This window comes from Rhizobium sp. 16-488-2b, assembly GCF_017741815.1.
Taxonomy (GTDB): domain Bacteria; phylum Pseudomonadota; class Alphaproteobacteria; order Rhizobiales; family Rhizobiaceae; genus Rhizobium.
Genome location: NZ_JAGHMF010000007.1, coordinates 329,487 through 343,010, shown reverse-complemented (window position 1 = coordinate 343,010; position 13,524 = coordinate 329,487). Strand labels below are relative to the sequence as shown.

Below are 13,524 nucleotides of genomic sequence, written 5' to 3'. Positions count from 1 at the left end.
CTGGTGCATGTTGACTGGGCGACGCTTCAAGCACCGCCCGGCATTTCAATTTCAATCAACGGTACGGAGCGTCGAGAGCGAGGTTGCGAGCGATTTCACGCTCCCAACGGTCGCCGTTCTCGAGGAGCTTCTGCTTGTCGAAGTAGAGCTCTTCGCGCGTTTCCGTCGCAAATTCGAAATTCGGGCCCTCGACGATCGCATCGACCGGGCAAGCCTCCTGGCAGAAGCCGCAATAGATGCACTTCACCATGTCGATATCGTAACGGACCGTACGGCGGGTGCCATCGTTGCGGCGCGGGCCGGCTTCGATGGTGATCGCCTGAGCAGGACAGATAGCCTCACACAGCTTGCAGGCGATGCAACGCTCTTCGCCGTTGGGATAACGACGGAGCGCATGTTCGCCACGGAAGCGCGGGCTGACCGGTCCCTTTTCGAACGGATAGTTCACCGTTGCCTTCTGCTTGAAAATGTAACGGAACGTCAGCCAGAAAGCGCTGATGAATTCCCTGAGGAACAACGAACTGACGGCGTTTGACAAGCCTGCCATTATCTAACTCCATTCGCCTGGCTGGTTACGATGTAACCAGCGGCCGCAAGAACTACCGTGAAAACGACTGGCATCCAAAACCGGTATATAAACCGAGTGTGCTTTTCGAGCACCTCCAAGTTCCATCCGGTTATCGGCATTTGCCAATCATCACCCAATTTTTCGCGCTGTTGCCGAAGTGCCTTCGGCAAAGCAAAGATATTTGCGCCAAACGCCAGAGCCATCCCAATGAGGCCGCCTCCGACAGTTGCCGCGATCTGAAGCATTAGGCCCCCGCCGTCAGCTTCAGGACAAATGCAACAATGATGACCATGGCGAGCGACAGCGGAAGGAAGACCTTCCAGCCGAGGCGCATCAGCTGGTCGTACCGGTAGCGCGGCACGAATGCCTTGACCATCGCGAACATGAAGAACACCAGGCACGACTTCAGCATGAACCAGATGATGCCGGGAACCCAATTGAGGAACCAGACGTCGACCGGCGGCAGCCAGCCTCCGAGGAACAGGATCGTCGTCAGCGAGCACATCAGGACGATGGCCGCGTATTCGCCGAGCATGAACATCATGTAGAGGGCCGAACCATACTCGACCATGAAGCCGGCGACGAGTTCGGATTCAGCTTCCGGAAGGTCGAAGGGCGGACGGTTGGTTTCAGCCAGTGCCGAGATGAAGAAGATGATGAACATCGGGAACAGGGCCAGCCAATGCCAGTCCAGGAAGGACGACGGCATGCCGAGACGCGTACCGATGCCGCTCTGCTGCGCGTGAACGATGTCCGTCAGATTCAGCGAACCCACGCACAGCAGGACGGTGACGATGACGAAGCCGATCGAGACTTCGTAGGACACCATCTGCGCCGCCGAACGCAGCGCGCCGAGGAACGGATACTTCGAGTTCGAAGCCCAGCCGCCCATGATGACGCCGTACACTTCAAGCGACGAGATCGCGAAGATGTAGAGGATGCCGACGTTGATGTTGGCGATGACCCAGCCATCCGCGAACGGAACCACGGCCCAGGTCGACAGCGCCAGAAGCACGGTGACCAGCGGAGCCAGAAGGAAGACCGCCTTGTCGGCGCCAGCCGGAATGATCGGCTCCTTGAAGACGAACTTCAAAAGGTCGGCGAAGGACTGGAAAAGGCCGAAAGGACCCACCACATTCGGTCCCCGGCGCAGCTGTACGGCCGCCCAGATCTTGCGGTCGGCCAACAGGATGTAGGCGATGAAGACGAGCAAGCAGACGAGGACGAGAAGCGACTGACCGACCATGAGGAGGCCTGGCCAGACATATGTTGAAAGAAACGATTCCATAGTCCCCTGCCCTTACTCTGCCGCGACTTTGAAGTTGTTGCGGGCCAATGCCGAGCATTCAGCCATGACAGCCGACGCACGCGCGATTGGGTTCGTCAAATAGAAGTCTTTCACCGGCGATGCGAAGCCGGCCTTGTTCATCTTGCCGGCTTTCTTGGCGACGGCAGCAATCTTGGCGCTGTCGCTTTCGGCAATCTCGTCGGCCGCCGCGAAGTGCGGGAACACCTGGTAAAGCTTGGCGCGCAGCTGGCTCAACGAGTCGAACGGCAGCTTCTTGCCGAGAACGTCGGAGAGCGCGCGGATGATCGCCCAGTCCTCACGGGCATCGCCCGGTGCGAAGCCTGCGCGGTTGCCGATCTGAACGCGGCCCTCGGTGTTGACCCAGGTGCCCGACTTTTCAGTGTAAGCGGCGGCCGGCAGGATGACGTCGGCGTTCTGTGCGCCCTGATCGCCATGCGAACCGATGTAGACGGTGAACTTGGCCTTCTTCGCTTCGAAGTTCATTTCGTCGGCGCCGAGCAGGAAGAGAACGTCCATCGAGCTCAGCATGTCAGCGGCATTGACGCCCTTGGCGCCCGGCACGAAGCCGAGATCGAGACCGCCGACGCGGGCAGCAGCCGTGTGCAGGACGGCGAAACCGTTCCAGCCATCGACCACAGCACCGACAGTGCCGGCGAGCTTGGCAGCGCTGGCGAGAACGCCTGCGCCATCAGCGCGCGAGAGAGCGCCCTGGCCGATGATGATCAGCGGCTTCTTGGCGTCGGTCAGAACCTTGGCGAAGCTGTGCGTGCCGTCGACCAGATCCTTCAGCGTGTCCGGGCCGGAGCCGAGATATTCGTAGTCGTAACGCAGTTCGCCGGCTTCGCCGATCACGCCGATCGGGAAGTTGCCACGGCGCCAGCGCTTGCGGATGCGGGCGTTGAGAACTGCGGCTTCGAAGCGCGGGTTGGCGCCGATGATGAGCAGCGCGTCGGCCTGTTCGATGCCTTCGATCGTCGGGTTGAAGAGGTAGCTTGCGCGGCCGAACGACGGATCAAGTGCCGTCCCATCCTGGCGGCAGTCAAGGTTCTCGGAACCGAGCGACTTTACCAGCTCAGACAGAGCGTACATTTCTTCGACGGAAGCGAGGTCGCCGGCGATGGCGCCGATCTTGTCGCCGGAAGTCGAGGCGACAGCCGACTTGATCGCTGCGAACGCATCCGGCCAGCTTGCGACCTGCAGGCGGCCGTCCTTGCGAACGTAAGGCTTGTCGAGGCGCTGCGTCTTCAGGCCGTCCCAGATGAAGCGGCTCTTGTCGGAGATCCACTCTTCGTTGATCTGGTCGTTGACGCGCGGCATGACGCGCATGACTTCGCGGCCACGGGTATCGACGCGGATTGCCGAGCCGAGCGCGTCCATGACGTCGATCGTTTCGGTCTTGTTCAGTTCCCACGGACGGGCCGTGAAGGCGAAGGGCTTAGAGGTCAGCGCGCCGACCGGGCAGAGGTCAACGACGTTGCCCTGCAGCTCGGAGGTCATCGCCTGCTCAAGATAGGTGGTGATCTCGGCGTCTTCGCCACGACCGATCAGACCGAGCTCGGCAATGCCGGCGACCTCGGTGGTGAAGCGAACGCAGCGCGTGCAGTGAATGCAGCGGTTCATGACCGTCTTGACGAGCGGTCCGATGTACTTGTCCTCGACGGCGCGCTTGTCTTCCTGATAGCGCGAGCCGGCGATACCGAAGGCCATGGCCTGGTCCTGCAGGTCGCATTCGCCACCCTGGTCGCAGATCGGGCAATCCAGCGGATGGTTGATCAGCAGGAATTCCATCACGCCTTCACGGGCCTTCTTGACCATCGGCGTGTTGGTGAAGACCTCAGGCAGTTCGCCATTCGGACCGCCGCGGATATCGCGCACGCCCATGGCGCAAGATGCCTGCGGCTTCGGCGGGCCACCCTTGACCTCGACGAGGCACATGCGGCAGTTGCCGGCAACCGAAAGGCGTTCGTGGAAGCAGAAGCGCGGAACTTCAGCACCAGCTTCCTCACACGCCTGAATGAGGGTGTAATGATCCGGGACCTCGATCTCGTTACCGTCAATCTTCAGTTTTGCCATCGTCACTCAGTCCTGTTTCCCGTTCACCGGAAGCCGGTAAACAAACCTATTCTGCAACGCTTCCACTGCCAGGCCGGATTTTTATCCCGCTGACACTGGTGTCGTCCAAATTTTCGTCTCCGCCCCCCGAGGCCCGGGAACCGGCCTGCGACATCGCGGCATTGGGACCCTCCCCGCGCCGCTCAGTCTTGTCTCTCCTCCGATCGCGATCCGCGACCGGACATCATCACGTCCGCTTCCGGCCCTTTGCCGTCAGCGCCTTGGCCTGCGCCACCCAGCCATCGCGGGCGATACGGCCGTCAAAGCCGAGCTCCGCGTCAAGGCGGGCGACATCGGCATCAGACCAGGCGGCGATCTCGCTGAGCGTGCGAATACCCCTAGCGTTCAGCACCTGCTCGAGCTTCGGGCCGACGCCGGAGATCTGCTTGAGATCATCCGCCTTCTTGCCCCGTGCCGCCGGCTTAGCGGCTGTAGTCGTCTTCGCCTTAGCCACCGGCTCGGCCTTGTCGGCGACCACGGCCAGCTTCACGCGGGCCGTCGTCTTCTTCGGCGCTGCCGGGCGAATGTTTTCCGGCTTCACGTCGATCTCAGGCTTCGGCTCTTCCGGCGGCGTCTCGTCGAGAACCGCCGCCAGTTTGTTCGATGCTTCCATCGCGCCCTGGAGAGCGCCGAAGAAGGCGCCGGCCATCTGCGTGGAGAAGCCGAAACCGATTGCAGTCGCAGCAGCCATGGCGGCTGCCGGATTGACCATCATCGGCGCGATCGGCAAGGCGCGGGCATTTTCCAGCATCTCGGCAGCAAGACGGCCGAAGTCAGCCGAGAAATCGGCGACCCCTTCCTTGTTCTTGCCGTCGGATGCGTTTGCCATCGTCTTACTCAGCAGCCTCGAGAACCGCGCCATGATCCATGGCGTTTGCCGTATACTGATCGATGCGCGCTTCGATCTCATGACGGAAGTTGCGGATCAGACCCTGCACCGGCCATGCGGCAGCATCGCCAAGCGCACAGATGGTGTGGCCTTCGATCTGCTTGGTGACGGCGAAGAGCATGTCGATTTCGCGCTTTTGGGCATTGCCCTTGGCCATGCGCTCCATGACGCGCCACATCCAGCCGGTGCCTTCGCGGCACGGCGTGCACTGACCGCAGCTCTCATGCTTGAAGAAGGCCGAGATACGGGCGATCGCCTTGATGACGTCGGTGGACTTGTCCATGACGATCGAGGCTGCCGTACCGAAGGAGGAGCCAACCGAACGCAGACCGTCGAAGTCCATCGGCACGTCGATCATGTCCTTGGCGGGAACGATCGGGCACGATGCACCGCCCGGAATGACGGCGAGCAGGTTGTCCCAGCCGCCGCGGATACCGCCGGCGTGCTTGTCGACGAGCTCACGGAAGGTGATGCCCATTTCTTCTTCGACGGTGCACGGCTTGTTGACGTGACCGGAGAGCATGAACAGCTTGGTGCCGACGTTGTTCGGACGGCCGAGTGCGGAGAACCAGCCGGCGCCGCGACGGAGAATCGTCGGAGCAACGGCGATCGACTCGACGTTGTTGACCGTGGTCGGGCAGCCGTAGAGGCCCATGTTGGCCGGGAATGGCGGCTTCAGGCGCGGCTGGCCCTTCTTGCCTTCCAGGCTTTCGAGCAATGCGGTTTCTTCACCGCAGATGTATGCGCCGGCGCCGTGGTGGACGAAGATGTCCATCGGGTAGCCGAGCTTGTTGTTCTTGCCGAGCAGACCGAAATCGTAGCACTCGTCGATCGCAGCCTGCAGCGCCTCGCGCTCGCGGATGTATTCGCCACGGACGTAGATATAGGCGGTGTTGGCGCCCATGGCGAAGCTAGCGATAACGCAGCCTTCGATCAGCGTATGCGGATCGTGACGCATGATGTCACGGTCCTTGCAGGTGCCGGGTTCGGATTCGTCGGCGTTGACGACCAGATAATGCGGCCGACCGTCGTTTTCCTTCGGCATGAAGGACCACTTGAGGCCCGTCGGGAAGCCGGCGCCGCCACGACCGCGAAGACCGGAGGCCTTCATCTCGTTGATGATCCAGTCTCGACCCTTTTCGAGGATCTGCTTGGTGCCGTCCCAGTGGCCGCGGCTCATCGCGCCCTTCAGGGACTTGTCCTTGAGGCCGTAGATATTGGTAAAGATGCGATCTTTATCTTGTAACATGCTTCACCTCTTACCGCGGCTTCTTGCCGAAGACTTTAATGTATTCGGCTTCGCCGCCCTTGGCGAGCGCCTTGGCCTGCTTGACCCAGTCGTCGCGATCGATGCGGCCCTTGAAATTCAGGTATCCATCGACCCACTCGCGCTCAGCCTTCTTCCAGCCCGCGACCTGCGCGAAAGTGAAGATGCCCAGCTCGTGCAGCGTGCCTTCGATCTTCGGACCAACGCCCGAGATCAGCTTCAGATCATCAGGGGTCGCAGGCTTTTCGATGCCGGCCGGACGGTTCTTGTCTGTCAGCGACGGCTTTGCCGTTGCCGGAACCGGTGCGGCGACGCCCGGCTGTTCTTCAACGGCCTTGGCGTTTTTTGCAGCGGCCTTCGGAGCCGTTACCGGCGTCTTCAGAGCGGCGTTGGTCTCTGCGTCCGTGCTCTTGGCGCGGGCTGCTTCCGACGGGGGAACCGGTGCGGCGTCGACCGTTGCGGTCGCGGCGTCGGCGACGACCTTCTTGGCGGAGGCCTTCTTCTTCGGCTCTTCGTCGGTCAGCGACGTCGGGCCGCCTTCCGGAGAGGAGAAGTGACGGTCGATCTGCGGTCCGGGCGTGACGCTTGCGCCGTTGCCGGCATCGAAGGTGTCGATGATCTCGGCCAGGCGCTCCGGCGTCAGGTCTTCGTAGGTATCCTTGCCGATCATGACCATGGGCGCGTTGACGCAAGCCCCGAGACATTCGACCTCTTCCCAGGACAGCGTGCCTTCGGCATTACGCTCGAACGGATGGTGATGGATCTTGCTCTTGCAGACCGACATCAGGCCTTCCGAACCGCGCAGCATGCAAGGCGTCGTGCCGCACACCTGGATGTGGGCGCGCGTACCGACTGGGCCGAGCTGGAACTGCGTGTAGAAGGTCGCGACCTCGAGAACGCGGATGTAGGCCATGTCCAGCATGTTGGCGACCTTTTCGATCGCCGCGCGCGTGACCCAGCCGTCCTGTTCCTGCGCTCGCATCAACAGCGGAATGACCGCGGATTGCTGACGGCCCGCAGGGTATTTCTGGATCGTCTTATCCGCCCAGGCCGCGTTCTCGTCATTGAAGGCGAACGCGGCAGGCTGGAATTGATCTTCGGCTAATCGACGAACGGACATTCTTCCTCACGCCTTGTCAGTTTAGGGCGCCACACTGCGACGAGGTCAGAGACTTCATCTCGCAAGCGTAGGCCGACTGGTCTTTCTGCAGGAACACAACGAAGAACTTTCCACCGTTGGGGACTGCAGCCTTGATTTGATAGCCCCTGGACAAAAGCTCGCCCATGGACGCCTTGTTTGCCGGCGGCGCTACGTCTTCCTGGCCCAGCTTGGGGCCAAGTCCACCGGCTTCCTGCGCGTAAGCGCCAGAAGCCAGGAGAAGAACGACGGTAACGAGCGACGGCAGTTTCATTAGCGGTCGACCTCGCCGAAGACGATGTCGAGCGAACCGAGAACGGCGGTCACGTCAGCAAGCATGTGGCCCTTGCAGAGGAAGTCCATCGCCTGCAGGTGGGCATAGCCCGGGGCGCGGATCTTGCAACGGTAGGGCTTGTTGCTGCCGTCGGCGACGACGTAGACGCCGAACTCGCCCTTCGGCGCTTCGACGGCCGCGTAAACTTCGCCGGCCGGAACGTGGTAGCCTTCGGTGTAAAGCTTGAAGTGGTGGATCAGCGCTTCCATCGAGCGCTTCATCTCGCCACGCTTCGGCGGAACGACCTTGCCGTCGATCGAGGACACCGGGCCGACCTTGGCATCGCCAAGCAGGCGGTTGACGCACTGCTTCATGATGCGGACGGACTGGCGCATTTCGATCATGCGGATCAGATAGCGATCGTAGCAGTCGCCGTTCTTGCCAATGGCGATGTCGAATTCAAGATCGTTGTAGCACTCGTAGGGCTGCGAGCGGCGCAGGTCCCAGGCAGCGCCAGAACCGCGAACCATGACGCCCGAGAAACCCCAGGACCATGCGTCTTCCAGCGAGACGACGCCGATATCAACGTTACGCTGCTTGAAGATGCGGTTGTCGGTCAGGAGGCCTTCGATATCATCGAGAACCTTGAGGAACGGATCGCACCACTTGCCGATATCCTCGACCAGTTCCTGCGGAATGTCCTGGTGGACGCCGCCCGGACGGAAGTAGGCCGAGTGCATACGGGCGCCACAGGCGCGCTCGTAAAACACCATCAGCTTTTCGCGCTCTTCGAAGCCCCAGACCGGCGGCGTCATCGCGCCAACGTCCATGGCCTGCGTCGTCACGTTCATGATGTGCGACAAGATTCGGCCAATTTCGGAGTAGAGAACACGGATGAGCTGACCGCGAATCGGAATTTCCAGCTTCAGCATCTTTTCGACGGCGAGCGCGAAAGCATGCTCCTGGTTCATCGGCGCGACGTAGTCGAGACGATCGAAATATGGAACGGCCTGAAGATAGGTCTTCGATTCGATCAGCTTTTCGGTGCCGCGGTGCAAGAGGCCGATATGCGGATCGACGCGCTCGATGATTTCGCCATCGAGCTCAAGCACGAGACGCAGAACGCCGTGCGCGGACGGGTGCTCCGGTCCGAAGTTGATCGTAAAATTGCGAACGTTATGTTCAGTCATAGCGACGCGCTCCGCGCTGGCAATTGGCATGAGACGGCGAACGGAGAGGCTTCAAGACAGTCGAGCCTCATCTCAATTCGCAGCCTTCTCGTCTCCCGGAAGTACGTAATCTGTGCCTTCCCACGGGGACGTGAAATCGAAATTGCGGAATTCCTGCTTCAGTTCGACGGGTTCGTAGACGACGCGCTTGGCGGCATCGTCATAACGTACCTCGACATAACCTGTCGTCGGGAAGTCCTTGCGCAGCGGATGGCCTTCGAAGCCATAGTCCGTCAGCAGACGGCGCAGGTCGGCATGACCGGAGAACGGAATACCGTACATGTCCCAGGCTTCGCGCTCGAACCATTCGGCGCCCATGTAGACCGACGTCGCCGACGGAACGGAAACGCCATCGGCAACAGCGAGCTTGACGCGGATGCGCAGGTTCTGCTTCGGCGACAGGAGATGATACACGACATCGAAACGCTTTTCGCGCTGCGGCCAGTCGACGCCGCAGATGTCGATCATGCTGACGAAGCCGCAACGCGGATCGTCGCGCAGGAACGTCAGCAGCGCGACGATCGTTTCCGGCGTCGTGGTTACGTTCAATTCGCCATAGCTGATCGATGCATCGACAATCAGATCGCCGCGCATCTCGCGGAGATACGACGACAGTTCGCTCAAGGCTTCACTCATGACAGTCCTCCGCCCTTAGCGCTCAATCGTTCCGGTGCGCCGTATCTTCTTCTGCAGAAGCAAGACCCCGTAGAGCAGCGCTTCTGCCGTGGGGGGACAGCCCGGCACGTAGATATCGACAGGAACGACACGATCGCAGCCACGCACGACCGAGTAGGAATAGTGATAGTAGCCACCGCCGTTTGCGCAGGAGCCCATCGAGATGACGTAACGCGGCTCCGGCATCTGGTCATAGACCTTGCGGAGCGCCGGCGCCATCTTGTTGGTCAGCGTGCCAGCAACGATCATGACATCAGACTGGCGCGGCGAAGCGCGCGGAGCAACGCCGAAGCGCTCCATGTCGTAACGCGGACCGGAGACCTGCATCAGGCCTTCGACGGCGCAGCAGGCCAGACCGAACTGCATCCACATCAGCGAGCCGGTGCGCGCCCAGGTGATCAAATCGCGAGTGGACGTGACCAGGAAGCCCTTGTCGGCCAGCTCGTCATTGATCTCGCCGAAGAACGCACTGTCGCTACCAACAGGCTTGCCCGTTGCCGGGTCGATGATGCCTTTGGGATGCGGCGCGACGAGCGCCTTGTCGCTTGGGGCTACTCCCATTCCAGGGCTCCCTTTTTCCACTCATAAATAAAGCCGATGGTCAGCACGAGAAGGAAGACCATCATGGACCAGAAGCCGAACCAGCCGATCGCGCCGAAAGAAACGGCCCACGGGAACAGAAAGGCGACTTCGAGGTCGAAGATGATGAAGAGAATCGACACCAGATAGAAGCGGATATCGAATTTCATGCGGGCGTCGTCGAACGCGTTGAAACCGCATTCGAAAGCCGAAAGCTTTTCAGCATCAGGCGCCTTGTAGGCAACGGCGAACGGCGCAATGAGCAGCGACAAGCCGATTACAAGGGCGATGGCAATGAAAATGGCGATCGGAATATAGGAACTGAGAAGTCCAGTCATCAGGTTCATCCCTGCTTGCCATTTGCGCCGGGAGGCGCAGCTGGGCATTTGCCCGGCAAGCGAACGTGCGTTGCAACAAGCCGTGGTTAGCGCAGCCACAGCCAATGCGCAAGAGTTTTAGCGTGTCAATTCCAATTGCACGCGTGCGACATTATTAGCCACGCACATTGTTTTTGCGACAAATCAACGCACAGCCCGCGATCTTGCATGCCAGCCCAGCATTTATTGCATGACTGAGAGGCTTTCATGAGTGGAAAGCGCAGGATTTGGCAGGACCAAGCCGCGAACCGGGGCTGCCGAAGCGCTTGAGAAGTAGGCATATCCGCTGTGCGCGCCACATTCGCACGCGCAGACAAGCTCGGACCGGCTCATGTCTATGTATTTGATATACAATACTCATTTTCGAGCAACGGTCGGACAACGCGTGCGACGCACCGGGCCGCAGCATGTAGCGGACGGGCAAAATCGGTGATTTTGCGGCGGCCAAGTGCGCGTTTCCTCATCTAATGTCGGTGAATTGTCGGCAATGCGGAGTATCCGCTCCGATTCGACTGAAAAACTGCGCCAATCGGGTCGCTATGTCGCAGGCCAGACGGCTAAATAAAGGGCATTTCGGCCAGTGGATATTGCGCGCGCCCAAGTCCGGGAATGGGCGGCGCGGGGTGATCGGGCGGGTGCGCGGCGGCCTCATCAGACGCACTCTCAAGACCCGCGATTCCGGACATGCGCGAACGCTACTTAAATCCATAAGTTGCGCGAAATAACCTCGCTGGAGAGGCCCATTCCGACACTTCATTATAAGAACAAAGCAGCTCAAGCACTGCAGCGACAGGTGGCTTTATCGGCAACCGAGGACGCGGCAGGCGATTGAGTATCGAGAGGCACCGAAGAGGCGTCTGAGCGCGACTGTCGCGGCTCCTGGCAGGCCACGCGCCGCCGCCTGCCCTCTTGGCGACGACGGCCCATGCGGAAGGCATAGCGAAACGCGCGGTACTAAAACAGCGATGCGCATGAAACGCACCTCAAGGACAGAAAGGCGCAAGCGCACCTTGTAGGCGATGTATATTATCGAGACATTCTGGAAGAGAATGGCGCGAGTGACGGGGCTCGAACCCGCGACCTCCGGCGTGACAGGCCGGCACTCTAACCGACTGAGCTACACCCGCGCATTTTCAGACTGCGTCGTTCCGGACCATGCTTTTCAGCACTTACATGAAATGGCGCGAGTGACGGGGCTCGAACCCGCGACCTCCGGCGTGACAGGCCGGCACTCTAACCGACTGAGCTACACCCGCATTCATTTCAAGCAGTCCGGATGCTTTCGCGTCCGTGTCAAAGCAGCTTGCCGCTTCGATGAGCGGCTAACTACGGGGTTCGCATTTGAGTGTCAAGCAGGTTTGGAGACAAAACGATGACAGCCTGCGATTTGTTTGTGGGTGAATGAAATCAGATCGAAAATCGCCCACATATAAGGACCCTTTCCGGCGCTGCCGCTCCAGATATCCGCCAGCGGACGATCCTATCATTGCGCTCCCCTTGGCCCTCCCCTTGTCGATTTTTCTTTTCCACAGACGGAATTACCGGGAAACCGGGGCATTGGCGGCGGCCGATCGAAAAAAATCAAAAAATCTTCACAAACGCTCTTGCGGTTTGTCCGCGATCCGCATAGATCACGGCCATCGACGCGGCGGACATGATCCGCACCGCGGAGGGCGATTAGCTCAGTTGGTAGAGCGCCTCGTTTACACCGAGGATGTCGGGAGTTCGAGTCTCTCATCGCCCACCATTTTCTCTCCCCTTTATGTGATTGATCAGCTCGCAGCTTTGATTTTGCTGCGGTTGCTAATCCCGTTTCCGGCGATTAGGTTCCGGCCAAATCGAACGGCACCTCATGTGCTTCAGGCGGAGATAGAATCATGAAAACACGCGAAGATCGCCAGGCACAGCGGGCAGCCATGCCGCGGACACAGCTCAGCGCCCACCACATGGAAAACGCGCGCCTGCTGCCGGATCGTGGCGAATTGCTCTATCGTATTCCGAATGGCGGCGTCGGCGTCGAGATCGGCGCGGCGTTTGGGGAATACACGGCGAAGATTCTCGAAAAGAATCGCCCGGCTCAGCTTTATCTCATCGATCCCTGGAGCATGGACCGCTACAGCTCGGGCCTCGACCAGATCCATACGCAGTTCGGCAGAGAAATCGAAAGCGGGCAGCTGCACCTGATGCAGGGCACCTCGCTGGAGAAGCTCGCCGAGTTCGAGGACGATTTTCTCGATTGGGCCTATATCGACACAGATCATTCCTTTGAACTGACGTGGCAGGAGCTTCTGCTCTGCGACCGCAAGGTCAAGCGGACCGGCCGCATCGCCGGTCACGACTTCTGCACTGGCAATACGGTGAAGCCGATCGTCTACGGCGTCGTCGAGGCCGTCACCAAGTTCTGCAAGGATTATGGCTGGCAGTTCGAATTCCTGACCGTCGAATCGCACGCGCACTTCTCCTTCTGCCTGAAGCGGCTCTGAGTCGCCCGGCGCGTTGCCGCAATTGATCCGTTCCCCTCGCGCCGGCGTAAGCGCTGACAGGCCGATTTGCGGCCACCGAAGGGATCGATCATGCGCAACGCCCCTCTTCTTGCCGCCCTCCTCACTTTGGCGAGCCTGCCCGCAACCGGCGCCGCCGCGGCCCGCGACTTTCGACTGGAGGACTTCTTTGCCGGCAAGAGCATTGCCGTTGGCCGCTTCCAGGCGATCAACGGTGTCGATCGCAGCTTCAAGGTCAGGCTGACCGGTCGCTGGAACGGCAAAATCCTGACCCTTAGGGAGGATTTCGCCTATGCCGATGGTGAGCGCGATCGGAAGACCTGGCGCTTCACCAAGACCGCGCCGGGCGCCTATACGGGAACCCGGGAGGACGTCGTTGGAGAAGCGATGGTCAAGATCGATGGCAATGTGGCGCGTTACAGCTATCTGGTCGATACCGATCCAAGCGCCAAAGAGAATATCGTGAGGTTCCACGACACTTTGCGGCTGATGCCGGACGGGACATTGCTCAACACGGCGTGGGTGAGCAAGTTCGGATTTCCGGTCGCCAAGGTGCGGGTCGACTTTACCCGGCAGCGGTAGCGACAGGCGCCGCACGCCGCCCTA

General features: G+C 60.4%; 13 protein-coding genes and 3 tRNA genes. 3 read left to right on the top strand and 13 right to left on the bottom strand.

From position 1 onward, the window contains the following. Positions 1–55: 55 nt before the first annotated feature. The 13 genes from nuoI to J5286_RS07890 form a co-directional block, all read right to left on the bottom strand. On the bottom strand, positions 56–547 hold the full coding sequence (gene nuoI, locus J5286_RS07950) for an NADH-quinone oxidoreductase subunit NuoI (protein ID WP_112973394.1): 492 nt from the start codon (positions 545–547) through the stop codon (positions 56–58). A 265-nt stretch (positions 548–812) separates the two neighbouring features. Continuing rightward, on the bottom strand, positions 813–1,856 hold the full coding sequence (gene nuoH, locus J5286_RS07945) for an NADH-quinone oxidoreductase subunit NuoH (protein WP_018900205.1): 1,044 nt from the start codon (positions 1,854–1,856) through the stop codon (positions 813–815). Between the two features lie 12 nt (positions 1,857–1,868). After that, entirely contained in the window at positions 1,869–3,950 is a 2,082-nt protein-coding gene (gene nuoG / locus J5286_RS07940; RefSeq protein ID WP_209189861.1) for an NADH-quinone oxidoreductase subunit NuoG, read from the bottom strand. 226 nt (positions 3,951–4,176) lie between these two features. Further along, the gene (locus J5286_RS07935) at positions 4,177–4,818 is read right to left on the bottom strand and encodes a helix-hairpin-helix domain-containing protein (RefSeq protein WP_209189860.1); all 642 of its coding nucleotides are present in this window, start codon (positions 4,816–4,818) and stop codon (positions 4,177–4,179) included. Positions 4,819–4,822: 4 nt separating this feature from the next. After that, positions 4,823–6,127, bottom strand: coding sequence for an NADH-quinone oxidoreductase subunit NuoF (gene nuoF, locus J5286_RS07930; RefSeq protein ID WP_047509989.1), 1,305 nt, complete (start codon positions 6,125–6,127; stop codon positions 4,823–4,825). Positions 6,128–6,137: 10 nt separating this feature from the next. After that, positions 6,138–7,265 (bottom strand): NADH-quinone oxidoreductase subunit E, encoded by a 1,128-nt coding sequence (locus J5286_RS07925; protein ID WP_018900209.1) that lies wholly within the window; start codon positions 7,263–7,265, stop codon positions 6,138–6,140. A gap of 16 nt (positions 7,266–7,281) precedes the next feature. After that, the gene (locus J5286_RS07920; protein ID WP_111561288.1) at positions 7,282–7,557 is read right to left on the bottom strand and encodes a hypothetical protein; all 276 of its coding nucleotides are present in this window, start codon (positions 7,555–7,557) and stop codon (positions 7,282–7,284) included. Further along, positions 7,557–8,747, bottom strand: a complete 1,191-nt coding sequence (locus tag J5286_RS07915) for an NADH-quinone oxidoreductase subunit D (protein WP_018900211.1) — start codon at positions 8,745–8,747, stop codon at positions 7,557–7,559. The genes J5286_RS07920 and J5286_RS07915 overlap by 1 nt, the downstream gene beginning before the upstream one ends. Positions 8,748–8,819: 72 nt before the next feature. After that, positions 8,820–9,422 carry an NADH-quinone oxidoreductase subunit C gene (locus J5286_RS07910; RefSeq protein ID WP_018900212.1) on the bottom strand — a complete coding sequence of 201 codons (603 nt, stop codon included), beginning with the start codon at positions 9,420–9,422 and terminating at the stop codon, positions 8,820–8,822. 15 nt (positions 9,423–9,437) lie between these two features. Then, positions 9,438–10,022: a NuoB/complex I 20 kDa subunit family protein gene (locus tag J5286_RS07905; protein ID WP_047509985.1), complete on the bottom strand. Its 585-nt coding sequence runs from the start codon at positions 10,020–10,022 to the stop codon at positions 9,438–9,440. Next, on the bottom strand, positions 10,013–10,378 hold the full coding sequence (locus J5286_RS07900) for an NADH-quinone oxidoreductase subunit A (protein WP_026283310.1): 366 nt from the start codon (positions 10,376–10,378) through the stop codon (positions 10,013–10,015). Before J5286_RS07900 ends, J5286_RS07905 begins: the two co-directional genes overlap by 10 nt. 1,089 nt (positions 10,379–11,467) lie before the next feature. Continuing rightward, positions 11,468–11,544 (bottom strand) — tRNA-Asp (locus J5286_RS07895). 52 nt (positions 11,545–11,596) lie between these two features. Further along, positions 11,597–11,673, bottom strand: a tRNA-Asp gene (locus J5286_RS07890). 415 nt (positions 11,674–12,088) lie between these two features. On the opposite strand from J5286_RS07890, the gene J5286_RS07885 reads away from it, so the two are divergent. The 3 genes from J5286_RS07885 (at position 12,089) to J5286_RS07875 (ending at position 13,500) form a co-directional block, all read left to right on the top strand. After that, a tRNA-Val gene (locus J5286_RS07885) sits at positions 12,089–12,164 on the top strand. 130 nt (positions 12,165–12,294) lie between these two features. After that, positions 12,295–12,900 (top strand): class I SAM-dependent methyltransferase, encoded by a 606-nt coding sequence (locus J5286_RS07880; protein ID WP_209189859.1) that lies wholly within the window; start codon positions 12,295–12,297, stop codon positions 12,898–12,900. A 90-nt stretch (positions 12,901–12,990) separates the two neighbouring features. Next, positions 12,991–13,500 carry a DUF3833 family protein gene (locus tag J5286_RS07875; RefSeq protein ID WP_209189858.1) on the top strand — a complete coding sequence of 170 codons (510 nt, stop codon included), beginning with the start codon at positions 12,991–12,993 and terminating at the stop codon, positions 13,498–13,500. Positions 13,501–13,524: the final 24 nt, after the last annotated feature.